This is a genomic window from Azospira sp. MPR-E4 (assembly GCF_058809645.1).
The window spans coordinates 1-21,647 of sequence record NZ_JBXAST010000033.1; the positions used below are offsets into that span (position 1 = coordinate 1).

The following is a 21,647-nucleotide window of genomic DNA, read 5'->3' on the forward strand; positions in this document are numbered from 1 at the left end:
ACCCTGCCCACCTGCAGCCCCCTGGCGACGCCGGCCCGGCGCCTCCTCGCCGCCCTGGCCCTCGGCCTGTGTTTTTGCACGGGCCCGGCCCTGGCCCAGCAGGCGGCAGGCTTCCAGCCACCCAGTCCGATCAGCTTCGGTCTCGCCCTGGAAATGGGCAACCTGGACCAGGCCCGGGAGTGGCTGGACGCGGGCCTGCCGCCGGACTACCAGGCGGACCGGGTCGGCACCGGCCTGATGATCGGCGCCTGGGAGGGCAATGTGGCCCTGATGGAGCTGTTCCACGCCCGGGGCGCCGACCTCAACGCGGTGAACGACAAGGGCGAGCAGGCCCTGCTGCTGGCGGCCTGGAAGGGCCACCTGAAGGCGGTGCAGTGGCTGCTGGAGCATGGCGCCCAGGTGAACCGGGAGGGTTACGCCTGGTCCGCCTTGCACTACGCCGTCTTCGCCGGCCACGCCGAGGTGGCCGAATATCTGCTGAAGCGGGGTGCCGACGTCAATGCCCAGGCCCCCAACGGCTCCTCGGTGCTGATGATGGCCGCCTACGAAGGCAAGGACGCCCTGGCCGTGCGTCTCATGGAATGGGGCGCCGACCCCAGGCTGCGCAACGAGAACGGCCAGACCGCCCTGGACTGGGCCATGAAATACGACCACCTGAAGGTGGCCCGGGTCATCACCAATCCGGAAGAATTCATCGATGCCGCCAACCGGCCCAAGGCCGACTGGGGCGTGGCCCGCAAGTCGGAAAAGGTGCCGGCGGAAATCCAGCGCCTCTTGGAAGTGCGGCGGGCCATGGAGGCCAAGGGCTACGACCTGTCCCGCATCGACCAGCGCATCTCCGCCGCCCGGGCCCGCTACGCCCGCCTGCCCCCCGGGGCCCGGGACCTGCCGCCGGCCATCGGCCTGGAAATCTCCGCCAGCCGCGCCAATCCCCAGGTCCAGAAGGCCCGCCTGGTGGGCAAATCGGCGGCCGCTGCCGCCGCGAAGAAGCCGGCAGCGGCACGGGGCAAGGCCGCCCCGGCGAAGAAGCGTTGATGCGCCGTCCCGCCATGGCAGCCCGCTAAGGGCCGTCCGGCGGGCGTCTGCGGAGAGGGACTGTTCCTGATTCTCTCCTGGCGGTGGCGTTTCCGCTGCCGGCGCTTGTCGCCGCGGCCAGTTCGGCTGTCGACTGCCGATGGCGCCTGGCTCCTGGGTGATTCGATAGCGCTCCGACCGCTTCACCCGTCCGTTGCCATGAAAGACAAAGGCCGCCCGTGGGCGGCCTTTGTCGTTGGGGCATAAGCCTGGAGCCAACCCGCTCCCGGTCTCAACTGCTGAACAGGGAGGTCACCGTGGCCGGATTGCTCAGGCCGCCGATCAGCCCCAGGCCGCTCAGGTTGTTGCTACTGCTGCCGAGCAGGCTGCTCAGCAGGGAGTCGGTGCTGCCGAGGGAGGCGGTCAGGCTGCCCAGGCCGCTGTACTGGCTGAGCCAGTTCTGCTGCTGGTTGAACATGGCGTTGAGCAGATTGCTCTGCAGGTTGGCCGTGCTGAGACCGGCGGTGGTCAGGCTGGGAGCGGCGGACTTGAGCAGGTTGTCCACCGCCAGGGCGCCGTCTTCGCTGACCTGGGCCAGGATGCGATCGGCCACCCCTTCGCCCTTGTCGGTGGAAAAGAGGCTGGCCACCGCGTCCGCATTGCTGCTCAGGGCCGAGCGCAGCTTTTCCGTATCGACGCTGAGGCTGCCGTTGGCGTTGCTGCTGATGCCGATGTCCGCAAGCTTCTGGATGTTGTCCGAGCCCGCGGCGGCTCCCGGCGTCAGGGCCTGGCTCAATGTGTTGCGCAGATAGGGGGCCGTCAGGTTGAAGCCGGCGTATTCCCGGGACAGGCTGTTGAGACCGCTCTGCACGGCGTTGTAGGCCTTGACGAAGTCGGTCACCGCCGCCGCCTGGTCCGCATTGCCGCCGACAGTGAGATTGGTGGTGCCGGTGGCGTTGAGCTTGAGGGTCAGGCCTTCCACCGAGGTGGTGGCCGTGTTGGTGCCGGAGGTGAAGGCGCTGCCGTTCACCGAGCCCTTGGCGTCCTGGGCCTGCTGGGTCAGCAAAAGGCCGTTGCCGCCCGGCGGGCTGCTGAAAAAGTCGGAAAGGGTGCTGTCGCCGCTGGCGCTGACGGTGAAGGCATTGCCCGCCCCGCTTTCGCCGGAAAGCTGCAACTGGTAGCCGGTGGGGCCGCTGACCACGCTCGCGGAAACGCCGATGTCGGCTCGGTTGATGGCGGCTGCCAGCCCCTTGACGGTGTTGTCGCCACCATCGATATCCACCGAGGCGTTGCGCCCGTTGGCGAACTGGAAATTGACCGTGGTGTCGGCGCCGCTGCCGATGGCGGTGTATTGGGTGGCCTGGGCGGCAGAGCTGAGCACCTGCTGCTGGGCCAGCTGATCCACCCGCACCGTATAGGCCCCCTGGGCCGTGCCTTCCGCGGCGCTACCCCGGGCCACGGTGGGGGCGGAGGAGGCGACGGAAAGGGAGGAGAAGGCGCCGGGCTTGGTCAGCTTCTCGGCTGCCGTCTGCAGATTGCTGACGGCGCTCAAGGTCTGGCCCAGGCTGGAGACCGTGGTCCAGCTGCTGCCGCTGCCGATGCCGGATACGGAAGAACTCCCCTGGCTGCGGTTGGCAGCTGCGACAGCGCCGAGGGAAGACAGACCGCCCAGACCGTATAGGCCATAGGGGTTGTAGTAGGCGTAGATGGAGGTGAGACCGCTGCTGTCCATGGCGTACTCCCGGTAAAAGGCAGGGGGACGCTTTCTTTATAGCACCGGCATGGGGCAATTTCCGTGAAATACGAGACATTTGCCGCCAAATGCCTACTTTTTCTCCGTGGCTTTGCGGGCGTTCTCGTACAGGGGCATGACCTGGGGCAGGTGGCGGCGGATGTCGCCGATGCGGTCCTTGCCGGCCGGATGGGTGGAGAACCAGGCCAGGTTGCCGCCGCCCCCGGAGGCCTGGCCCATCTTCTGCCACAGGCTGATGCCGGCCCGCGGGTCGTAGCCGGCCCGGGCCGCCAGGTCCAGGCCCACCAGGTCGGCCTCGCTCTCGTCGTCCCGGGAAAATTTCAGGCTCAGCATGTTGCCGCCGAACTGGAACAGGTCGGCGTACTGGCCCCGGCCAACGAACTGGCCGAGGAGGCTGGCGCCCAGCTGGGTCAGGCCGCTCTTGGCCGTCTGCTCCCGGGCGTGCTCGCGCAGGGCGTGGGCCATTTCGTGGCCCATGACCACAGCGATCTCGTCGTCCGTCAGCTTCAGGCCTTCCACCAGGCCGGTGAAAAAGGCGATCTTGCCGCCGGGCATGCAGAAGGCGTTGATGTCCCGGGAGCCGATCAGGTTCACTTCCCAGCGCCATTGTCCGGCCCGGGGGTTGAAGCGCTCGGCGAAGGGGATCAGGCGCCGGGCGATGGCCTGCAGGCGCCGCGCCTGGGGATGGTCCGCCGGCGCCAGGGCCCGCTGCCGGGCGGCCTGCTGCTTCAGCTGCTCGTATTCCTGGCCGGCTTGGCGCTCGATCTGCTCCGCCGGCACCAGCCGGCGCAGGGCCGAAGGCTTGCCCACGTCGATGCCTTCCTGGGCGGCCAGGGGTGCGGCGTTCAGGGCTGCGAGGAGGAGCAGGGCGAGGCAACGGTGGCGGCTGGGCATGGCGGCGACAGGGAGCAATGACGGCATGGAGTTGGGGGCGGCGGCGCCGGCTTCAAGCCCGGGGCGGCGATGGAGACGCATCAAATGTGGTCAATCGAGAAAGCCGGCGGCCCGCAGTTCCCGGGCCATGGCCTGGAGGCCGACGTGGGCGCCCAGGGGCAGGCTGACGCCGCGGTCGGTGCATACCTCCGCTTCGCCGGGATTGATGCGGATCAGGGGGGCGCCGCGCATTTCGCCGAACCAGCGCACCGTGGGGATGGCGGTGCCGGCCCCCAGCTCGATCACCACCGGACGCTGCACCGTGACCAGCCAGTTTTCCAGGCGCTGGCGCTGCACTTCGGTGCGGCCGGACTGCCAGTTCCAGTCGCCGAACATGAGCACGTTGGGCCGGGCCAGGGCGCCGCAGTCGGGGCAGCGGGGCAGGGGCGAGCGCAGGCGGCAGCGGGCCTCGTCCACCTCCGGCGTGAAATCCGCCGCCGGCCAGATGTGGCCCCGGCAGTCGTGGAAGCACTGCAGGTGGTGCAGGCTGCCGTGGCATTCGGCCACCTGCAGTTCGTCGAAGCCGGCCTTCTGGAACTGGCCGTCCACGTTGCTGGTAAAGACGAAGGCGCCCCGCTCCAGGCGCTCGGCCATGGCCCGCAGCAGGGCGAAGCCGGCGTGGGGCGTGGTGCGGCGGTAGAGGTTGAGGCGGTGGGCGTAGAAGCCCCAGGCCTGCTCCGGGTCCCGCACGAAGGCGTCGGGGCAGGCGATTTCCTCGAACATCAGGCGCTGCAGCCCCAGGGCCGGGTAGGCCCGCCAGAAGCCTTCCGGGCCGCGGAAGTCCGGCAGGCCCGAATCGATGCCCATGCCGGCGCCGGCCGTGATGAGCAGGCCGTCGGCTTCGAGCACGTACTGGGCGGCAGTGGTGATGGGGTCCTGCATGGGCGAACGTACGGGCGTGGCGGAGCGTCCAGTGTAATGCCGGCGGCGGCCGCCGCACAGGGGCCGCCGCCGGCCCGGTCCTGCTGCCGCCTCAGCCGGTGGCCAGCTTCATGCCGACCACGCCGGCGATGACCACCGCCATGGCGCCCATCTGGCCGCCGTTGAGCTGGTCGCCGAAGAAGAGGGCGCCGCAGATGGCGACGCCGACGGCACCGAGGCCGGTCCACACCGCGTAGGCGACGCCGGCGGGAATGCCCCGCATGGCCAGGGAGAGCAGGGCCATGTTCACCAGGGTCAGGCCGAGGGAGGCGGCCACGGGCCAGGGGCCGGGATGCTGCTGGATGTATTTGAGGCTCAGGGCCCAGAGGATTTCCGTGACCACCGCCACGGCGAGAATCAGCCAATAGCCGACCATAACTTGCTCCTGTGCAAGAAGATCGGGCTCAGGGAACGGGACGGGGCGTCTGGAAACCCGGGAGAAGGCGCCGCCGTCCGGGCGCCGTGGCGCCGGGAGGGGCGCGATTATGCCACGGCCGGCGCCGCTTCAGCGATGCAGCAGGTCCAGCAGGTGGAGGAACAGGTTGATGATGTCCAGGTACAGGCTGATGGCCAGGTCCAGGGCCTTTTCCCAGTCGTTGCGGGGGCTGCGGGTGAGGCGGTTGAAGTCGAACACCAGGTAGCCGACGAAGACGGCGCAGCCGAACAGGGCCAGCAGGCGTCGCCAGCCGTCGGAGATGGAAAACAGCAGGCGGTAGAGGCCCCCCAGAAGCACCAGGGTGAGGCCGGCGAAGAGGGTGCTGCCGAGAAAGGAAAAGTCGATGCCGGCATAGGCGCCCACCAGGAAGGCGGCGAAAGTGAGCATGGCGGTGAGGGCCAGGACCTTGCCCCCCAGGTTCTCGTCCACCGACACCAGGGCCAGGGCCAGCTCGATGCCCGTCAGCAGCGACCACAGGCAGAAGAGGGGCAGGCCGATGGCCAAGTTGTGCTGGCCGACGAAGAGCAGCAGGAGAAAGACTGCCACATCCACCCCCAGCAGCAGCCAGAACCAGGGGGCGACGGCCTGCCAGTCCAGCTCCAGGTCCAGCTCGCCGGATTCCAGCAGACTGCCGCCGACCCAGGCCGCCCGGGCGTAGTAGCGCTGGCGCAGCCAGAGGATGAAGAGGAAGGTGCTGGCCCAGGTCAGGGCCAGCTGGATGGTGAGAATGAGGAAGGTCTTGCCGTAGAGGGTATCGAGCATGGCGGGCGCGCTACGGAGAAAATCCAATTATGCCATTGGCGTTGCGCAATGGCTGCCCAGGCATTCGGCCAGGGGCTGGAGGAGGGCCCGGTCCCCTGGCTCCGCTATCATGGCGGCTTCCCATTTCTTGCCCCTGCCGCCATGAGCCAACTGGAAGAACTGCGAGCCGTCGTCCGCCAATTCGTCAGCGAGCGGGGCTGGGATCAACACCACAACCCGAAGAACCTGGCCATCGCCATGACCCTGGAGGCCGGCGAGGTGCTGGAGCATTTCCAGTGGCTGTCCGAGGCCGACAGCTTCAAGCTGACCCCGGAACAGCGGCGGGAAGTGGGGCACGAACTGTCGGACGTACTGATGGGCGTGATCCGGGTCGCCGACCTGCTGGAAATCGATCTGGCCGCGGCCTTCGCCGAGAAGATGGAACTCAACCGCCAGAAATACCCGCCGGAAAAGGTGCAGGGGCGGGCGGTGAAATACACGAAGCTTTAGGAGGGAGGCTCCGGCAGCCAGCAGGGACGGGCATGCCCGCCGTGCCATGGCCGGCAGCCGCATCCCTTCTGGTCCTCAGGGCATCAGCCCAGCCAGCCCTTCACCCACGGCAGCACCACGGGCAGCAGCAGGGCGGTGAGGGCGCCGTTGAGGCCCATGGCCAGGGCGGCGAAGGCGCCGCACTGTTCGCTCACCTGGAAGGCCCGGGCGGTGCCGATGCCGTGGGAGGCGATGCCGATGGCGAAGCCGCGCACGGCGTGATCCTTGATGTTGAGGGCGTCGAACAGGTAGCGGGCGCCCACGGCGCCGAGGATGCCGGTGGTGATGACCAGCACCGCGGTGAGGGACGGCAGGCCGCCGGTGCGTTCGGCGATGCCCATGGCAATGGGCGTGGTCACCGACTTGGGCGCCAGGGACAGCAGGGTGGCCAGGCTGGCGCCGAAGAGCTTGCCCACCGCCATGGCCGAGAGGGCGGCGGTGAGGCAGCCCGCCACCAGGGCGATGAGGATGGGCCAGAACATGGCCTTGACCCGCTTGATCTGGGCATAGAGGGGTATGGCCAGGGCCACGGTGGCCGGGCCGAGGAGGAAGTGCACGAACTGGGCGCCGTCGAAATAGGTCTGGTAGGGCGTGCCGGTGATGGCCAGCAGGGCCACCAGGAAAGCCACCGCCAGCAGCACCGGATTGGCCGCCGGGTGAAACTTTGCCTTGCGGTAGAGGGCAAAGGCGCCCTGGTAGGCCAGCAGGGTGACGGTGAGGCCGAGCAGGGGCGAGGCGGAGAGATAGACCCAGATCTGGGCCAGGGGCGCGCCGAGGGCGGTGGCGAGAGGTGCGCTCATGGCCGGGTCTCCCCGCCGGGGGCGGCGCGGCGGCTCAGGGCCTTGAGCAGCAGGCCGGTGAGGGCCAGGGTGACGGCGGTGCTCAGCAGCAGGGAGAGCAGGATGGGCAGCCACTCGTCCTGCAGGCGGTGCAGATGCAGCATGACCCCGGTGCCGGCGGGCACGAACAACAGGGAGAGGTGGGCGAGCAGGTTCTGGGAGGTGTGCTGCAGGTCGTGGCCGGGCCCCTGGCGCAGCACCAGGAAGGCGAACAGCAGCACCATGCCGATGACGGGGCCGGGCACGGCGAGGCCCAGGCCGTGGGCGATGACTTCGCCGGCCAGCTGGAACAGCAGGAGTTGGGTGAGGGCGGCAAGCATGGCGCCTCCGGGAAATGGGGAAAGGTCGCCAGTGTATTCCTGCCTGGAAATATCTTTAATGCCATAAAAGTTCTTGGATACGATACTTTTATGTGGGGAATGGTGCTCCGCCAGGCCCGGGCGCCGTTGCCGGGCCGGGGTAGAATGACCCTGTTGTGCCCGTCTCCGGCGGCCAACCGGCCCCCAGCAAGGATTGCGGGCACCTGGAGGCATCATGGATATCTGGATTCTGGTTTTTCTCGTATTGAGCAGCGGTCTGCTGTCCCTGGCTGAAATGGCCGTGGGCGCCAGCCGCAATTCCCACCTGGCCATGCTGGCCGAAGAAGGCTCCCTGGGGGCCGGCACGGTGCTGCGTTTCCGCCAGCACCCCAGCCGCCTGCTGGCCACCACCCAGCTGGGCATCACCGCCCTGGCCATGCTTTCCGGCGTCTTCGGCGAATCCCTGTGGGTGCCCCGGGCCGAGGAATGGCTGCGGCAGAGCCTGGGCCTGGGCGACAGCCTGGCCTACGGCCTGGCCCTGGGCGGCGTGGTGACGGTGATCACCTTCTTCACCCTGGTCTTCGGCGAAGTGGTGCCCAAGCGCCTGGCCCTGGCCAAGCCCGAGGCCACGGCGGTGGCCCTGGCCGGCACCGTGGTGTGGCTGCTGCGCCTGTCCCGGCCCCTGGTGTGGATCGTCTCCTGGGTCTCCGACCGCATCCTCGACCTCTTTCCCAGCAAGGGCTCGGCCGAGGCCTCGGCGGCGGACGAGATTCGCTTCCTCATCGAATCCGGGCGCAAGGAAGGGGTGCTGGACCAGACCGAGAGCGAAATCCTGGGCAACGTCTTCCGCCTCGACAACCGCCGGGTCGGCGCCATCATGACCCCGGCCACCGGCATCGCCTATCTGGACCTGACCCTGCCCCGGGAGGCCAACATGAAGGTGCTGCAGGAGCGGGCCGTGTCCCGCTTCCTGGTGTGCAAGGGCGGCCTGGGTACCCCCCTGGGCTTCGTCGAGGGTCGTGAATTGTTGCAGGCCTTGCTGCGGGACGGTAGCCTGGATTTCGGCAAGCTTTCTCCCAACGCTCCCTTCTACGTGCCCAACAGCCTGTCCCTGATCGGCCTGCTGGAATTCTTCAAGGCCAACCAGACCCAGATCGCCCTGGTGGTGAACGAATTCGGCGGCACCGAGGGCCTGGTGACCCTCTCCGACCTCATGGGTACCGTGGTGGGCGACGTCCTCTCCGGCGCCGTCGAGGCGCCCATGGCCCTGCAGCGCAGCGACGGCAGCTGGCTGCTGGACGGCCTGCTGCCCATCGACGAGCTGAAGGAACTGCTGGGCCTGGCCGAGCTGCCGGAAGAGGAACTGGGCAACTACCACACCGTCGGCGGCTTCGTGGTGTACCAGCTTGGGCGCATTCCCAAGAAGACCGAATCCTTCGAGTGGGCCGGCTGGCGCTTCGAGGTCATGGACATGGAAAAGAACCGGGTGGACGAAGTCCTGGCCAAGCGCCTGGAGCCTTGAAGCCGCACCGGCCAGGCGAACCCGGCGGCAGGCGCCGCCGGCGTTTGCAATTGCTTACACCTGCTTACCCATGCCCCATCGGCGGCCATTTATCCTGACGGCATCTTTCATTTTTCCCGGTGCCGCGCCATGACCTTCCGCCCCCGCCACCACCTCCTCTTCCTGCCCTGCTGGCTGGCCGCGGCCGCCGGCGCCTGGGCGGCCGATACGGACAGCCGCCGCGCCGCCGTGGAGCAGACCCTGGACCGCTCGCCCCTGTGCCAAGGCCTGGGCAGTTTCTACTGGGAAATCGGCGACCGCCGCGGCCCCCTGGCCCGGGGCAGCCGCGGCAGCCCGGGGGCACGTCAGATCGGCGCCGACACGGTGATGCCCATCGCCTCCGCCTCCAAGTGGGTGTTCGGCGCCTATGCGGCGGAGCGTTACGACGGCCGCCTGCCGCCCCAGGCGGTGCAGGCCCTGCAGATGCAGGCCGGCGACGACCGCCTGCAGCACCGCTCCTGCGTGCGCAGCAAGACCGTGGCCGAGTGCCTCGCCCAGGGCGACAACGGGGGGCGGGACCCGGCCCACGTGGGCCATTTCAGCTACGGCGGCGGCCACGCCCAGAAACTGGCAGTGGCCCTGGGCCTGGGCGAGCTGGAGCTGGCCGCCCTCAACCGGGACCTGCACCGGGTGCTGCCGGCGGCGGCCGGCATCGACTATCGCAGTCCCCAGCCCGCCGGCGGCATGGCCGCCTCCGCCAACGGCTACGCCGCCTTCCTGCGGGGGCTCATGGGCGGCAGCCTGCAACTGGGGCATCTGCTCGGCACCGAGGCGGTATGCACCCAGCCGGGCAGCTGCCCCGGAGCGGTGCGCAGCCCGGTGCCCCGGCCCTGGCATTACAGCCTGCACCACTGGGTGGAGGACGGCCCGGGAGACGACGGCGCCTTTTCCAGCGCCGGCGCCTTCGGCTTCTATCCCTGGATCAGCGCCGATCGGCAGCTCTACGGCATCCTGGCCCGGCAGGCCCTGGAACGGGCCGCCGGGGTGGCCAGCGCCCGCTGCGGCGCCGCCCTGCGCCGGGCCTGGGTCAGCGGCGAGGTGCAGGACGGCCCGGCCCCCCAGGCAGACGGGACGCCGCTCGCGGCCGGGCCTGCCGTGGAGGCGGTTCCAGGCAACGGTCGCAGCCGCCCATTGCTGGAGGCCTGGCGCCGGCGCCGCGGTGGCGAATGAGTCTCTGAAGAATGGCTCCCTGCCTGGATGGCAGGGCAGACTCTGGCGGTAAGGATGGCCGTGTCGCAGGAACAGCGGCAGCGCCGTCAGGCGTGGGGAAAGGACTGGCGTTCGCCCTGGCCGCGGGCAGCGGCGAATGCCGGCGAGCGAGGCGGGTGAGCCCCGGCTGATGGGGGTGGCCGCTGGTCAGAGCGGGCGGCCGAAGCCAGGTGCGGGAGAAAGCGGGCCGGCTCCCACCGGCCCGCGGGCCTTATTTCTTGAAGGTCTTGTGGCAGCTGCGGCAGGCGTCGTGCACCGCCTCGTAGGCCGGGCGCACCTTGGCTTCGTCCTTGCTGCGGGCCGCTTCCAGCAGCTTGCCGGTGGCGGCGAGGAAGCCCTGGCGTTCCGTCTCGAACTGGGCCGCCTCGCTCCACACCTTGTCCGTGGCCTTGGTCGGCGGGTAGTTGCTGTCGGCGGTGAAATGGCGCCACGGCCCTTCCTTGGCCGCCTCCAGCTTTTCCGCCGATTGCAGGAAGGCGTCGGCGTCGTAGCGCTTGTCCCGCAGCATCATGCCCATGGGCTCGAAGGCCTTGAGGATGGTGTTGAAGGCCGCCCGGCGCTGGGTCACGGGCTTGTCCGGATGGGGGTCGGCCGGCTCGCCGCAGGCGGTGAGCAGCAGGGGCAGGGCCAGGGAGAGAAGCAGGATTTTTTTGCGCATCGGTGTTCCGGGCGTTGGGCTGGGGTTGGGCAGGTGCCGCGGTGCGGCACGGGATGGGACGGCTCAGGGCGGCATTATGCCGGGGACGGGCGGGCCTGCCTGTAACAGAGTTGGTCCGGCCGCTTGGGGCGGCCGGACAGGGCTTGGGCCGCCTCAGGCCCGCAGCAGTTCCTCCAGCCAGGCCAGCATCTGGTCGATCTCCTCCCGGCTCACCGTCAGGGACGGCATGAAGCGCAGCAGGTGGGGCCGCGGCGCGTTGAGCAGCAAACCCTCGGGGCCCCGCTCCCGGGCCGCCTCGACGATGGCCGGGCCCCGCTCGTCGGCCAGCAGCAGGGCCCGCAGCAGGCCTTGGCCCCGTTCGCCCCGGAGACCGAGCCGGTCGGAGAGGCGCTGCAGCCCGGCGCCCAGGTGCTCGCCCCTGGCCGCCACCTCATCGAGGAAGCCGGGGGCCGTCAGCACCTCCAGCACGGCGGCGCCGACGGCGGTCATCAGCGGATTGCCGTTGTAGGTGCCGCCCTGGTCGCCGGCCTCGAAGCAGCAGACCGATTCCTTGGCCAGCAGGGCCGAGAGGGGCACGCCGCCGCCGATGCCCTTGCCCAGGGTCATGATGTCCGGCTCGATGCCGGCGTGCTGGTGGGCGAAGAGCTTGCCGGTGCGGCCCATGCCGGTCTGCACCTCGTCCACGATCAGCAGCAGGCCCCGGTCGTCGCAGATCTGCCGCAACAGTTGCAGGAACTCCACACTGGCCGGCACCACCCCGCCTTCGCCCTGGATCGGCTCCAGCATGATGGCCACGGTGCGCTCGCTGATGAGGGCCGCCACCGAATCCAGGTCGTTCAGCTGGGCCTTGGGAAAGCCCGGCACCTGGGGCGCGAACAGGGTGTCCCAGCCCGGCTTGCCGGAGGCCGACATGGTGGCCAGGGTGCGGCCGTGGAAGCCGCCGGCGAAGGTGATGATCTCGTGGGCGCCGCCCTTGTGCTTCTGCCCCCACTTGCGCGCCAGCTTGATGGCGCCCTCGTTGGCCTCGGCCCCGGTGCTGGCGAAGAAGACCCGGTCGAAACAGGAGTGGGCGGCCAGGCCGGCAGCCAGCTTCAGGCTGGGTTCGTTGTAGAAGGCCGGACTGGGGTTGATCAGCTTGCCGGCTTGGCTCGCCAGGGTCTCGACGATGGCCGGATGGCCGTGGCCCAGGCAGTTCACCGCCCAGCCCTGGACGAAGTCCAGATAGCGCTTGCCCTGCTGGTCCACCAGCCAGGAGCCGCGCCCTTCGGCGAAGACCAGCTGGGGGCGCTGGGTGATCCACATCAGGGCGTTGGCGGCAGGGTCGGCGGCGAAGGGTGTTTCCATTGCTTCTTTCTCCTTGTGGGATGGTGAAAAAACAAAAAGGCCACGGGGTTGCCGTGGCCTTTGGGTAGGGAAGTCGGAGGACTTCGGGGATGCTGCCTTACCTGGGGACGAGCGACGGCGACCGGGCGGAATGCCGGCGGCGTCGGGAGGCGGAACAGGTGCGGGTCAGGAGGTCCATGGCGCAACTTTGCCACAGCCGGTGCGGGCCCGGCGTGAATTTTTCGTAACAGTGTGTCATTGCGGCCCTAGGCGGCCAGGATGTGGCCCAGGGTGCGTACGCCGATGCCGACGCAGGCGCCCAGGGCTGCCGGCTTCCATACGGCGGCGACGCGGCGGCCGGCGGAGATGATCACCGCCACCCCGGGCACGTCGAAGGGATGGATCAGCCAGCCGGCGCTGGCGTTGAGCAGTTCGGCGCTGACCTGGCCGCTGCGCCGCATGTCGTCCATCACCCCCATCATGGCGGTGCCGCCGGCCAGGACCTTGGTCAGGCTGGGCAGGATCAGCACCGGGTCGATGGCCGCCAGGGCCAGCAGCGGGGTCAGCCACTGGGTCAGCAGGTCGATGGCGCCGAAGCGCTTCAGGGCGGTGACCGCCACCAGGGACAGCACCAGCATGGGAATGGCGCCCACGGCGATCTTGAAGGCCTCCGCCCCGGCCCGGTTGATGACGTCGAGCACGCCCTTGGCGTCTTCCGCCACCGGGTGGTGAAGGGTTTCGTCCAGCCGCGCCTCCTCCGCCGAGAGGCCGCGGCCGAAGAGGTAGTAGGTGGCCGCCGCGGCCACCAGGCCGCCGAGGAGGGAAAAGGCCAGGGTGGTACCGAAGTTGAGGCCCATGGTCATCATGGGAAAGGCGGCATTGGCCTGGGACATGGCGAAGACCATGGCCAGGGTGGCGGCGATGTGGCGGTTGGAGACGCCCCGCTGCTCCATCATGGAAAGGGTGGCCATGGGGGCGGCGAAGCTGACGAAGTTGATCTGCAGGGCGGCGAACACCCCCAGGCCGGTGAGGCCGAAGGGTTTCAGGGCCGGGGCCAGCCAGGCCACCACCTTGTCCACCACGCCCCGGGCCTCCAGCAGGCGCATCAGGGAGAGCATCACCACCATCACCGGCAGCAGCACGAAAAGGGACAGTTCGACGGCGGAGCGGCCGGCCTTGAGGATGATGTCGACGAGGATTTCCATGGGGATTTTTGGTCCCGGCTCGGCCGCGGGTGAACTTCGCCGCCGTCCGGGGTTCTATAGTTGTAGGTGCAGCCGCTAGCTTCTCGTCATTACCAACTGGAGGTCAAGCATGGACTTCCCTACCCCGACCATGAGCAATCTCTTCGCCCAGCTCGGCCTGCCGGCCGACGGGCTCTCCATCAACCGCTTCATCGAGCAGCACGGCCCCCTGCCGGAAAATGTGCTGCTGGCCGACGCGCCCTTCTGGACGCCCTCCCAGGCCGCCTTCCTGCGGGAGGAAATCCTGGAGGATGCGGACTGGGCCGAGGTGGTGGACGAACTCAACGCCCGCTTCCATGGTTGAGCCCGATCCCGTACCGTCGGCACCGCCCCTGCCGCAAAAGCCCCGGGCCGTGCTGATCGACCTGGCCGGAGTGCTGCACGTGGGCGACCGCCCCGTGCCCGGCGCTGCCGCCGCTCTGCAGCGCCTGCGCGCCAGCGGCCTGCCCCTGCGCTTTCTCACCAATACCACCCGGTCGCCGCGCCAGGCCCTGGTGCAGTTGCTGCACTCCATGGGCCTGGCCGTGGCGCCGGATGAAATCCAGACGGCGGTGCGGGCCACGGCCCAGCTGGTGCGCCAGCGGGGGCTGCATCCCCACTACCTGGTGCATCCGGCCATCGCCGAGGAGGTGGGTCCCAGCCACCCCGAGCCGGACGCGGTGGTGCTGGGGGATGCGGGAGAACATTTCACCTTCGACGCCCTCAACCGGGCCTTCCGCCTGCTGCAGGCCGGCTGCCCCCTGATCGCCATGGCCCGCAACCGCTATTTCCAGGAACCGGACGGCCTGACCCTGGACCTGGGGGCCTTCGTCGCCGCCCTGGAATACGGGGCCGGGGTGCGGGCCGAAGTGGTGGGCAAGCCGGCGGCGCCCTTCTTCCTCGGCGCCCTGGCCGAGCTGGGCGTGGTTCCCGGCGAGGCGGTGCTGATCGGCGACGACCTGCGGGACGACATCGGTGGCGCCCAGGCCGTGGGCATTCCGGGAGTGCTGGTGCGCACCGGCAAGTTCCGCCCGGCGGATGAAAGTGCCGGCGACATCCGGGCTGCCCGGGTGGTGGACGATTTTGCCGCGGCGGTGGCGCTGTTGCGGGGAGCGGGCTGAGGTGGGGCGGCTCTAGCCGCCGTTAAAGCGTCGGGCCACCAGGTCCTGGATGTGGGCGGCTTCCGTCGTGGCGCCCAGGGCCTGCAGATGCTCTGCCAGCAGGAGGTAGGGGGCCGGCTCCCGGTCGTCGATGGCCAGGGATTGGCACAGCAGGTCGATGCCTTCCTCCCGCCGGCCCGCCTGCCACTCGGCCTCGGCCAGCAGCTCCAGGGCACCCGCGTGATGGGGCGCCCGGGCCAGCAGGGCCTGGGCCTGCTGTCGGACTTCCGTCCAGGCGCCGGCTGCCGCGGCCCGGCGGGCGGTTGCCTCCTGTGCCGTCATCTCCCCGATCAGGTCGCGCTGCAAGGGCCAGAGCAGGCCGCGGCGCTCGAATTCGCGCCGGTGGTGGAGATCCTGCTGTTGTGCCGGGCGCAGGCTGTAGAAGCAACTGAGGGTCTCGCTGTCGGCCCAGGGCAGTTGTCGCAATTCGTTGAAGACCAGACGGTCTTCGCCCGAGCCATCGTCAAAGGCCGCCAGGGACCATAGCGGAAAAAAGAGATGGAAGGCCTCCCGGGAAATGAGCAGGTTGCTGGGGCTGACGAAGCCGCCGAAGCGCTCGGCGTTGATGCCCTTGCCCGGCCCGACGGAATCCCATTCATCGGGACAGATGGGCCAGCCGCTCTCCTCGTCCACCAGCCAGCGACGGGAAAAGGCCCAGGCCTTGCCGGCCACCGCCTGCAACAGAGTGGCCAGGTGGTTGGCGCCCCACCAGTCGTCGTCGTCCAGATAGGCCACATAGGGGCTGTTGGCGGTGTAGGAGAGGATGGTGCGCAGGGCGCCGCCGTAAAAGTTGGGGGACAGCCCGCCGTGGCGGCGGGAGGTGGAATAGCCGGGGTAGAACAGGCTCACGTCCACCCGGGGCGGGCAGCGGGCGGTGACCAGGACTTCCAGTTCGGCCGTGTCAAAGGGGGTGTCTACGCCGATGAGCAGTTGCAACCGCTCGGCCAGGTCCTGCTGCAGCACCGAGCGCACCGCCCGCAGCAGGCTGGGCCGGCCGGCGGTCTGCAGCACCACGGTGACGGCATAGGGTGTCTGGGCATCCCGCGGCGGGGAAAGACGGCGGAAGCAGGAGTCGGTGGCAGGGGCAGTAGCAAGGGTCATGGCAGCGGCAGGCAAGCAGAAGTGGCCGTCATGCTCCCACGAAAGGGTGGGACAGGCCAACTGGCCCGGCGGATGGCGGCAGGCCCAAAAAAACGCCCCGGGGATGCCGGGGCGTTTCCTCTTGCCGCAAGGACCGTTTGCAGGCCTTAGGCCATGGCTTCGTACAGCGGCAGGGTGAGGAACTCCGGATAGTCCGGGGTCAGGCTCATCTTGTCGAAGATCACGGCGGCCTGGTCGTAGGTGGCGGTGTCTTCGCCCTGGGCTGCAACGGTGGCCTTCACCTTGGCCAGTTCCTCGGCGATCATGGGGCGCACCATTTCCACGGTGACCTTGCGGCCGTCGTCCAGGATGCCCTTGGGAGAGACCACCCACTGCCACACCTGGGAGCGGGAGATTTCGGCGGTGGCCGCATCTTCCATCAGGTTGTGGATGGGCACGCAGCCGTTGCCGGCCAGCCAGGAACCCAGGTAGTGGATGCCGACGTTGATGTTGTTGCGCAGGCCGGCTTCGGTGATGGGCTGCTCGGGCTGGAAGTTGAGCCAGTCCTTGGGACCGAAGGAGCCTTCCACCTGCTTTTCCCACTGGTTGGGCTTGTCGCCCAGGACCTTGACGAACTCTTCGTGGGCGATGGAAACCAGACCGGGGTGGGCCACCCAGCCGCCGTCGAAGCCGTCGCGGGCGTCGCGGGCCTTGTCGTGGCGGATGCCGGCCAGGGCCTTCTCATTGGCCACCGGGTCGTTCTTGATGGGAATGAGGGCGCTCATGCCGCCCATGGCGGGGGCGCCGCGCTTGTGGCAGGCCTGCACCAGGGCCAGGGCGTAGGAGCGCATGAAGGGCACTTCCATGGTGATGACGCCGCGCTGGGCCAGGCAGAAGTCCTTGTTCTTCTTGAACTTCTTGATGCAGGAGAAGATGTAGTCCCAACGGCCGGCGTTGAGGCCGGCAGAGTGGTTGCGCAGTTCGTAGAGGATCTCTTCCATCTCGAAGGTGGCGAGGATGGTTTCCACCAGCACGGTGGCCTTGATGGTCCCTTGCGGCAGGCCGATGTGGTCCTGGGCCATGACGAAGATGTCGTTCCACAGGCGGGCTTCCAGATGGGATTCCATCTTCGGCAGGTAGTAGAAGGGGCCGGCGCCGCGGGCGATCTGTTCCTTGGCGTTGTGGAAGAAGACCAGGGCGAAGTCGAAGATGCCGCCGGCGACGCGCTGGCCGTCCACCAGGACGTGCTTTTCATCCAGGTGCCAGCCCCGGGGACGGATCTGCAGGGTGGCGATCTGGTCGTTGAGCTTGTATTCCTTGCCGGCTTCGTTCTTGAAGGAGAGCTGGCGGCGGATGGCCTGGTAGAGGTTGACCTGGCCCTGGATCTGGTTGTCCCAGTTGGGGGAGTTGGAATCCTCGAAGTCGGTCATGTAGGAATCAGCGCCGGAGTTGAAGGCGTTGATGATCATCTTGGCTTCGACCGGGCCGGTGATTTCGGTGCGGCGACGCTCCAGGGCGGCGGGCAAAGGGGCGACCTTCCAGTCACCTTCGCGAATGTGCTTGGTCTCGGGCAGGAAGTCGGGCATCTCGCCGGCATCGATCCGGGCCTGGCGCTCGACGCGGGCCTTCAGCAGTTCCTGGCGTCGGCCTTCGAAGGCGCGGTGCAGCTTGGCGACAAACTCCAGGGCCTCCAGGGTGAGGATGCTTTCGTACTGGGGCTGGATGGGAGCGGTGATTTGCATACCGGCGGGCAGGTTCAGGCTCATGGTCTCTCCTAGTTTGAATCGTTGAAAATGCGTAATCGGGAAAAGGGAAATTTCAGAAATAGGTTTTGACGAAGTAGATGATCGTCAGCACGGTGCCCACGGCCACCACCAGGCGGCGCAGCCACAGGGCCGGCAGGCGCCGGGCCAGGGCGGCGCCGGCGTAGCCGCCGGCCATGGCGGTCACCAGCATCAGCAGCGTGTGGGGCCAGCTGATGGCTCCGGCGATGATGAAGGTGAGGCCCGACACCGTGTAGTTGATTGCCGACAGCCAGTTCTTGATGGCGTTGAGCTCCTGCATGTCCTCCAGGCCCTGGATCGACAGGGCCGCGAGCATGAGGATGCCCTGGCCGGCACCGAAAAAGCCGCCGTAGATCGATACGGCGAGCTGAAAGAGGGTTCCGCCGACGCTCCTGCGTCCGGCATCGGGATCGGCCTGCAGGCCCAGGCGGGTCTTGCTCCAGGCCACCAGCTTCGCGACCTGGCCGGAAAAGGCGAAAAGGGCCGTGGCGGTGAGCAGCAGCCAGGGGATGAGCTTGGCGAAGGCGGCATTGGAGGTGGCCAGCAGCAGCAGGCCGCCGGCGAGGCCGCCGATCAGGGCCACCACCGTGAGCAGGATGACCCAGGACTTGTGCCGCAGCAGCTCCCGCCGGTAGGCCCAGGCGGAAGACAGGCTGGCGGGCCACAGGGCCACGGTATTGCTGGCGTTGGCGGTGACCGGGGGCACCCCGGCGGCGAGCAGGGCGGGGAAGGAGAAGAAGGTGCCGCCGCCGGCCATGGCGTTCATGCCGCCGGCGAGAAAGGCGCCGCCGCCCACCAGGGCAATGGTGAGGAGTTCCATCACTGGTTCTCCCGCACGAAGGCCACCACGTCGGAGAGACGATGGCCGCTGGCCGTGGGGCTGACGTTGAGCTGCTCCGGCGGCTGGCCGGTACGGTTGATCCAGAAGGTGGTGTAGCCGAACCAGGTGGCGGCGCAGGCATCCCAGCTGTTGGCCGAGACAAAGAGGATTTCCCGGGCCGGCAGGTCGAAGGCGTCGGGTCCCAGCTGGTACACCTCCGGGTCCGTCTTGAATTTTTGCACCATCTCGACGGACAGGATGTGGTCGAAGATGCCGCCCATGCCGCTGCTCTTGACGGCGATGTCGAGCATGGCCCGGGTGCCGTTGGAGAGGATGGCCAGGGGCAGGCCCAGGGTCTTCAGTTCCTTGAGGGCCGGCAGATTTTCCGGGAAGGCGGAGAGGCAGGCGTACTGGCTCATCAGCCGGCCCCGTTCCGTTTCGCCCATGGCCACGCCGATGGCGGCGCCGGCATAGATGAGGGCGTCCTGGGTGACTTCCCAGAAGGGCTTGTAGCGGCCGCTCATGCTGCGGATGCGGCTGTATTCGATCTGCTTGTCGCGCCACAGGGCGGCGAGCGCCACCCCCTTGCCCGGGAAAAGCTGCTCGGCCAGGGCGCCGACGGAATAAACGTCGAACAGCGTTCCGTAGGCGTCGAAGGCGATGGCTTTGATCGGGCAGGGGGCGGTCATTTTTTCTCTGTCGGACTTGGGGTTTGCGGGTCGATCCGGAGATTATGGATCAGCCTACGCATCGCAGTTTATTGTTGCTCGAGGTAAAAGATAAGCTAGGATTGCAGCGAATGATCTTTTACTTTAAGTATGTAATGCCATGGATGCCTTCAAGCAGATCAATGCCTTCGTGAACGTGGCCGCCAAGGGCAGCCTCTCCGCCGCCGCGGCCCAGGAAGGGGTGACCCCGGCCATCATCGGCCGCCGCCTGGATGCCCTGGAGGCCCGCCTGGGGGTGAAGCTGATGGTGCGCACCACGCGCAAGCTGTCCCTCACCTTCGAGGGCAGCGCTTTCCTGGAGGACTGCCAGCGCATCCTCAACGACCTGGCCAATGCCGAAGCCTCGGTCAGCCTGGGCGGGGTCAAGGCCAGCGGCCACCTCAAGGTCTCGGCCCCGGCCGGTTTCGGGCGCAAGCACGTGGCGCCCCTGGTGGCCGACTTCCTTTCCGGCAATCCGGAAGTGACGGTGAACCTGGACCTGACGGACCGCCTGGTGGATCTGGTGAACGAGGCCATCGACCTCTCGGTGCGCATCGGGGAACTGAGCGATTCCAGCCTGGTGAGCCTGAAGCTGGGGGACATGCGGCGGGTGGTGGTGGCCAGCCCCGCCTACCTGGCGCGGCACGGCACGCCCCGGGCCCTGGAGGATCTGGCCGGGCACAACTGCCTGTCCCTCGGCCAGCAGCGGGGCTGGACCTTCCGCCATCCGGAAAAGGCAGGGGAGAGCCTGGTGCTGAAGGTGGCGGGCACCCTGGAGTGCAACGACGGCGCCGTGCTGCACGAATGGGCCCTGGCCGGCTATGGCCTGGCCTGGCGTTCGGTGTGGGAGGTGGGGGAGGATCTGGCGGCGGGCCGGCTGGTGTCCCTGCTGGACGAATGGGCGGCGCCGCCGGTGGGCATCTACGCCGTCTTTCCCCAGCGCCGCCATCTGCCGTTGCGGGTGCGGCTGTTCATCGACTTCCTCAAGAACACCTACGGCAACCCGGGCTACTGGCAGACGCCGGCCTGAGGCGCCGGCGCCTGCCTGGTAGTCCGGGGCCGGCGGGGCCTACAGGGCGGTGGCGATCTTTTCCAGGGACTCCAGGTCCCGCTCGAAATCGCAGATTTCCGCCCCCAGGGCGTCCCGTACCGAGACCATGCCCAGGGGGCGCCCAGCCTGCACCACCGGCATGTGGCGGTAGCCGCCGATGTGCATCAGGTGCAGGGCGTAGGAGAGGGGCTTTTCCGGCGGCACGGCGCGGGGATTGGCGGTCATCACCTCGGACAGCAGGGTGTGCTCCGGGTCCAGCCCCGGGGCCAGGACCCGGTTGAGGGCGTCCCGCTCGGTGAAGATGCCGGTGAGAAAGCCGTGTTCCACCACCAGCAGGGCGCCGACCCTGGCGGCGGCCATGCGCTGGCAGGCCTCCCGCACGGTAAGGTCGGCGGTCGCGGTGACCGGGGTCTGCTGGCTGATGATGTGGGCAATGCTGCGGTGGGGCATGGTGGGTCTCCTCATCGTTGTTGTGGTGGGTCAAGCCCGGCGATGAGGGATGGACCCGGCGGCCCGGGGCCGGTTTCCGGCCATCAAAAGAATGAATCGGCGGGCCCCGGGGATTTCCCGGGGCCGGGCCCGCATCAGTCCCAGCGCTGGCGGTAGGAGAAGGTCGGCAGCTTCCAGCCGCGCCAGATGGCGCAGAGGCGCAGGGCCAGGCCCAGGCCGAAGCTGATCAGGGTGTTGGCCTCCGTGCCCAGGCCCAGGTCCCGCAGCACCAGGTAGAGGCTGCACACGGCCAGGGAGACGCTGGCGTACAGCTCCTGGCGGAACACCACCGGCACCTGGTTGCACAGCACGTCCCGCAGGATGCCGCCGAAGATGCCGGTGATCATGCCGGCCATGATCACCACCACCGGGGCGTAGCCCATGCCCAGGGCCACTTCGCAGCCGATCAGGGAAAAGGCGATGAGGCCAAGGGCGTCCAGCACCAGGAAGACGGTCTTCAGGTGGTGCATGAAGCGGGCGAAGAGGGTGGTCACCAGGCCGGCGGAAATGACCAGGTAGATGTAGGGCGGATGCTGGGTCCAGCCGATGGGGAAGTGGCCCAGCACCATGTCGCGGATGGTGCCGCCGCCCAGGGCGGTGACGAAGGCGATGAAGGCGACGCCGAAGATGTCCATGTTGCGCCGGCCGGCGGCCAGGGCGCCGGACATGGCCTCGGCGGTGATGGCGATGAGGTAGATGGTGATCAGCACGGCACACCTCCCCGCAGAGCCAGGCAGGATGCGACAAAGCAAAGGGAATAGGCCGGCAGGTGCGCCGGTATTGGGGCGTGGCAGGGCATGACGGAAGCGCCTTTACAGATAAGGTCCGGCGGCAGGCCATGCTGAAGACCCTTGCCGGATGCGCCTCTCCCCCTGTCCTTGTACCTGAGAGTTTCGGCCTGCGCCCCACGGCGCCGGCTTAGCCCCTTCGGTGGGCCGCGCCGCGTTGCGGCCGGCCGCTCTCCAGACGGCAAATACGAAACCCGCAGTTCCTGGTGCCTGAGCGATTATGGGAGCTTGCGCCTTCGGCGGAGGCCCGGCGCCGGTAGCGGCATGGGCCCCTCTCTCCTGCGGGAGGGCGGATTATCCGCGCCCGGG

23 protein-coding genes and 1 riboswitch are annotated in these 21,647 nt (G+C 68.5%); of the genes, 7 read left to right on the plus strand and 16 right to left on the minus strand.

The window, feature by feature from the left end; translation table 11 throughout:
• A partial coding sequence (locus AC1RTA_RS10815) for an ankyrin repeat domain-containing protein (protein ID WP_492784721.1) occupies positions 1-1,035 on the plus strand: 1,035 nt, incomplete at its 5' end.
• A 271-nt stretch (positions 1,036-1,306) separates the two neighbouring features.
• On the opposite strand, the gene fliD is transcribed toward AC1RTA_RS10815, so the two are convergent.
• The 5 genes from fliD to AC1RTA_RS10840 form a co-directional block, all read right to left on the minus strand.
• Positions 1,307-2,746, minus strand: coding sequence for a flagellar filament capping protein FliD (fliD, locus tag AC1RTA_RS10820; protein WP_492784722.1), 1,440 nt, complete (start codon positions 2,744-2,746; stop codon positions 1,307-1,309).
• A 93-nt stretch (positions 2,747-2,839) separates the two neighbouring features.
• Entirely contained in the window at positions 2,840-3,742 is a 903-nt protein-coding gene (locus tag AC1RTA_RS10825) for a M48 family metallopeptidase (RefSeq protein WP_492784723.1), read from the minus strand.
• Between the two features lie 9 nt (positions 3,743-3,751).
• Complete coding sequence (locus tag AC1RTA_RS10830) at positions 3,752-4,582, minus strand: SIR2 family NAD-dependent protein deacylase (protein WP_492784724.1); 831 nt, start codon at positions 4,580-4,582, stop codon at positions 3,752-3,754.
• A gap of 91 nt (positions 4,583-4,673) precedes the next feature.
• On the minus strand, positions 4,674-4,997 hold the full coding sequence (locus AC1RTA_RS10835; RefSeq protein ID WP_014235158.1) for a DMT family transporter: 324 nt from the start codon (positions 4,995-4,997) through the stop codon (positions 4,674-4,676).
• A gap of 129 nt (positions 4,998-5,126) precedes the next feature.
• Complete coding sequence (locus AC1RTA_RS10840) at positions 5,127-5,819, minus strand: Bax inhibitor-1 family protein (RefSeq protein ID WP_130459087.1); 693 nt, start codon at positions 5,817-5,819, stop codon at positions 5,127-5,129.
• A 141-nt stretch (positions 5,820-5,960) separates the two neighbouring features.
• Here AC1RTA_RS10840 and AC1RTA_RS10845 point away from each other — a divergent pair, with 141 nt between their 5' ends.
• Positions 5,961-6,308, plus strand: a complete 348-nt coding sequence (locus tag AC1RTA_RS10845) for a nucleotide pyrophosphohydrolase (RefSeq protein ID WP_014235156.1) — start codon at positions 5,961-5,963, stop codon at positions 6,306-6,308.
• Between the two features lie 83 nt (positions 6,309-6,391).
• Here AC1RTA_RS10845 and AC1RTA_RS10850 read toward each other — a convergent pair whose 3' ends face one another.
• Entirely contained in the window at positions 6,392-7,147 is a 756-nt protein-coding gene (locus AC1RTA_RS10850; protein WP_130459085.1) for an LrgB family protein, read from the minus strand.
• The gene (locus AC1RTA_RS10855) at positions 7,144-7,506 is read right to left on the minus strand and encodes a CidA/LrgA family protein (RefSeq protein ID WP_205230548.1); all 363 of its coding nucleotides are present in this window, start codon (positions 7,504-7,506) and stop codon (positions 7,144-7,146) included. Before AC1RTA_RS10855 ends, AC1RTA_RS10850 begins: the two co-directional genes overlap by 4 nt.
• A 214-nt stretch (positions 7,507-7,720) precedes the next feature.
• On the opposite strand from AC1RTA_RS10855, the gene AC1RTA_RS10860 reads away from it, so the two are divergent.
• Together AC1RTA_RS10860 and AC1RTA_RS10865 are read left to right on the plus strand one after the other, a co-directional pair.
• Positions 7,721-9,007 (plus strand): hemolysin family protein, encoded by a 1,287-nt coding sequence (locus AC1RTA_RS10860; protein WP_014235153.1) that lies wholly within the window; start codon positions 7,721-7,723, stop codon positions 9,005-9,007.
• A 129-nt stretch (positions 9,008-9,136) separates the two neighbouring features.
• Complete coding sequence (locus tag AC1RTA_RS10865) at positions 9,137-10,216, plus strand: hypothetical protein (protein ID WP_492784725.1); 1,080 nt, start codon at positions 9,137-9,139, stop codon at positions 10,214-10,216.
• A gap of 250 nt (positions 10,217-10,466) precedes the next feature.
• On the opposite strand, the gene AC1RTA_RS10870 is transcribed toward AC1RTA_RS10865, so the two are convergent.
• From AC1RTA_RS10870 to AC1RTA_RS10880, 3 genes are all read right to left on the minus strand, one after another.
• Entirely contained in the window at positions 10,467-10,913 is a 447-nt protein-coding gene (locus AC1RTA_RS10870) for a c-type cytochrome (protein ID WP_492784726.1), read from the minus strand.
• A 153-nt stretch (positions 10,914-11,066) separates the two neighbouring features.
• Positions 11,067-12,257, minus strand: coding sequence for an acetylornithine transaminase (locus AC1RTA_RS10875; RefSeq protein WP_492784727.1), 1,191 nt, complete (start codon positions 12,255-12,257; stop codon positions 11,067-11,069).
• Between the two features lie 245 nt (positions 12,258-12,502).
• Positions 12,503-13,441 carry a nucleoside recognition family protein gene (locus AC1RTA_RS10880; protein ID WP_152089745.1) on the minus strand — a complete coding sequence of 313 codons (939 nt, stop codon included), beginning with the start codon at positions 13,439-13,441 and terminating at the stop codon, positions 12,503-12,505.
• Between the two features lie 109 nt (positions 13,442-13,550).
• Between AC1RTA_RS10880 and AC1RTA_RS10885 the strand changes: the two genes are divergently transcribed.
• Together AC1RTA_RS10885 and AC1RTA_RS10890 are read left to right on the plus strand one after the other, a co-directional pair.
• Complete coding sequence (locus AC1RTA_RS10885) at positions 13,551-13,784, plus strand: DUF2789 domain-containing protein (protein ID WP_014235148.1); 234 nt, start codon at positions 13,551-13,553, stop codon at positions 13,782-13,784.
• Positions 13,777-14,580, plus strand: coding sequence for a TIGR01458 family HAD-type hydrolase (locus AC1RTA_RS10890; RefSeq protein WP_492784728.1), 804 nt, complete (start codon positions 13,777-13,779; stop codon positions 14,578-14,580). The genes AC1RTA_RS10885 and AC1RTA_RS10890 overlap by 8 nt, the downstream gene beginning before the upstream one ends.
• Before the next feature lie 12 nt (positions 14,581-14,592).
• On the opposite strand, the gene AC1RTA_RS10895 is transcribed toward AC1RTA_RS10890, so the two are convergent.
• The 4 genes from AC1RTA_RS10895 to AC1RTA_RS10910 all read right to left on the minus strand — a co-directional run bounded on the left by AC1RTA_RS10895 (position 14,593) and on the right by AC1RTA_RS10910 (position 18,992).
• Positions 14,593-15,720, minus strand: coding sequence for a glycosyltransferase family protein (locus tag AC1RTA_RS10895; RefSeq protein ID WP_492784729.1), 1,128 nt, complete (start codon positions 15,718-15,720; stop codon positions 14,593-14,595).
• Positions 15,721-15,866: 146 nt separating this feature from the next.
• Positions 15,867-17,465: a malate synthase A gene (gene aceB, locus AC1RTA_RS10900; protein ID WP_492784730.1), complete on the minus strand. Its 1,599-nt coding sequence runs from the start codon at positions 17,463-17,465 to the stop codon at positions 15,867-15,869.
• A gap of 52 nt (positions 17,466-17,517) precedes the next feature.
• The gene (locus AC1RTA_RS10905) at positions 17,518-18,303 is read right to left on the minus strand and encodes a sulfite exporter TauE/SafE family protein (RefSeq protein ID WP_014235145.1); all 786 of its coding nucleotides are present in this window, start codon (positions 18,301-18,303) and stop codon (positions 17,518-17,520) included.
• Positions 18,303-18,992, minus strand: coding sequence for a haloacid dehalogenase type II (locus AC1RTA_RS10910; RefSeq protein ID WP_014235144.1), 690 nt, complete (start codon positions 18,990-18,992; stop codon positions 18,303-18,305). Before AC1RTA_RS10910 ends, AC1RTA_RS10905 begins: the two co-directional genes overlap by 1 nt.
• Before the next feature lie 139 nt (positions 18,993-19,131).
• On the opposite strand from AC1RTA_RS10910, the gene AC1RTA_RS10915 reads away from it, so the two are divergent.
• On the plus strand, positions 19,132-20,040 hold the full coding sequence (locus AC1RTA_RS10915; protein ID WP_130459079.1) for a LysR family transcriptional regulator: 909 nt from the start codon (positions 19,132-19,134) through the stop codon (positions 20,038-20,040).
• Positions 20,041-20,079: 39 nt separating this feature from the next.
• Here AC1RTA_RS10915 and AC1RTA_RS10920 read toward each other — a convergent pair whose 3' ends face one another.
• A complete protein-coding gene (locus AC1RTA_RS10920; RefSeq protein WP_014235142.1) occupies positions 20,080-20,511 on the minus strand; it encodes a CBS domain-containing protein in 432 nt (143 codons plus the stop codon).
• Positions 20,512-20,645: 134 nt separating this feature from the next.
• Positions 20,646-21,260 (minus strand): trimeric intracellular cation channel family protein, encoded by a 615-nt coding sequence (locus tag AC1RTA_RS10925; RefSeq protein WP_014235141.1) that lies wholly within the window; start codon positions 21,258-21,260, stop codon positions 20,646-20,648.
• Positions 21,261-21,525: 265 nt separating this feature from the next.
• A riboswitch (glycine riboswitch) is annotated at positions 21,526-21,630 on the minus strand.
• Positions 21,631-21,647 lie beyond the last annotated feature (17 nt).

What these genes read in the sequence shown, in the direction of transcription:
- fliD (WP_492784722.1), bottom strand. Translation starts at nt 2,746, where the DNA reads ATGGACAGCAGCGGTCTCACCTCCATCTACGCCTACTACAACCCCTAT.
- AC1RTA_RS10825 (WP_492784723.1), bottom strand. Translation starts at nt 3,742, where the DNA reads ATGCGTCTCCATCGCCGCCCCGGGCTTGAAGCCGGCGCCGCCGCCCCC.
- AC1RTA_RS10830 (WP_492784724.1), bottom strand. Translation starts at nt 4,582, where the DNA reads ATGCAGGACCCCATCACCACTGCCGCCCAGTACGTGCTCGAAGCCGAC.
- AC1RTA_RS10835 (WP_014235158.1), bottom strand. Translation starts at nt 4,997, where the DNA reads ATGGTCGGCTATTGGCTGATTCTCGCCGTGGCGGTGGTCACGGAAATC.
- AC1RTA_RS10840 (WP_130459087.1), bottom strand. Translation starts at nt 5,819, where the DNA reads ATGCTCGATACCCTCTACGGCAAGACCTTCCTCATTCTCACCATCCAG.
- AC1RTA_RS10845 (WP_014235156.1), top strand. Translation starts at nt 5,961, where the DNA reads ATGAGCCAACTGGAAGAACTGCGAGCCGTCGTCCGCCAATTCGTCAGC.
- AC1RTA_RS10850 (WP_130459085.1), bottom strand. Translation starts at nt 7,147, where the DNA reads ATGAGCGCACCTCTCGCCACCGCCCTCGGCGCGCCCCTGGCCCAGATC.
- AC1RTA_RS10855 (WP_205230548.1), bottom strand. Translation starts at nt 7,506, where the DNA reads ATGCTTGCCGCCCTCACCCAACTCCTGCTGTTCCAGCTGGCCGGCGAA.
- AC1RTA_RS10860 (WP_014235153.1), top strand. Translation starts at nt 7,721, where the DNA reads ATGGATATCTGGATTCTGGTTTTTCTCGTATTGAGCAGCGGTCTGCTG.
- AC1RTA_RS10865 (WP_492784725.1), top strand. Translation starts at nt 9,137, where the DNA reads ATGACCTTCCGCCCCCGCCACCACCTCCTCTTCCTGCCCTGCTGGCTG.
- AC1RTA_RS10870 (WP_492784726.1), bottom strand. Translation starts at nt 10,913, where the DNA reads ATGCGCAAAAAAATCCTGCTTCTCTCCCTGGCCCTGCCCCTGCTGCTC.
- AC1RTA_RS10875 (WP_492784727.1), bottom strand. Translation starts at nt 12,257, where the DNA reads ATGGAAACACCCTTCGCCGCCGACCCTGCCGCCAACGCCCTGATGTGG.
- AC1RTA_RS10880 (WP_152089745.1), bottom strand. Translation starts at nt 13,441, where the DNA reads ATGGAAATCCTCGTCGACATCATCCTCAAGGCCGGCCGCTCCGCCGTC.
- AC1RTA_RS10885 (WP_014235148.1), top strand. Translation starts at nt 13,551, where the DNA reads ATGGACTTCCCTACCCCGACCATGAGCAATCTCTTCGCCCAGCTCGGC.
- AC1RTA_RS10890 (WP_492784728.1), top strand. Translation starts at nt 13,777, where the DNA reads ATGGTTGAGCCCGATCCCGTACCGTCGGCACCGCCCCTGCCGCAAAAG.
- AC1RTA_RS10895 (WP_492784729.1), bottom strand. Translation starts at nt 15,720, where the DNA reads ATGACCCTTGCTACTGCCCCTGCCACCGACTCCTGCTTCCGCCGTCTT.
- aceB (WP_492784730.1), bottom strand. Translation starts at nt 17,465, where the DNA reads ATGAGCCTGAACCTGCCCGCCGGTATGCAAATCACCGCTCCCATCCAG.
- AC1RTA_RS10905 (WP_014235145.1), bottom strand. Translation starts at nt 18,303, where the DNA reads ATGGAACTCCTCACCATTGCCCTGGTGGGCGGCGGCGCCTTTCTCGCC.
- AC1RTA_RS10910 (WP_014235144.1), bottom strand. Translation starts at nt 18,992, where the DNA reads ATGACCGCCCCCTGCCCGATCAAAGCCATCGCCTTCGACGCCTACGGA.
- AC1RTA_RS10915 (WP_130459079.1), top strand. Translation starts at nt 19,132, where the DNA reads ATGGATGCCTTCAAGCAGATCAATGCCTTCGTGAACGTGGCCGCCAAG.
- AC1RTA_RS10920 (WP_014235142.1), bottom strand. Translation starts at nt 20,511, where the DNA reads ATGCCCCACCGCAGCATTGCCCACATCATCAGCCAGCAGACCCCGGTC.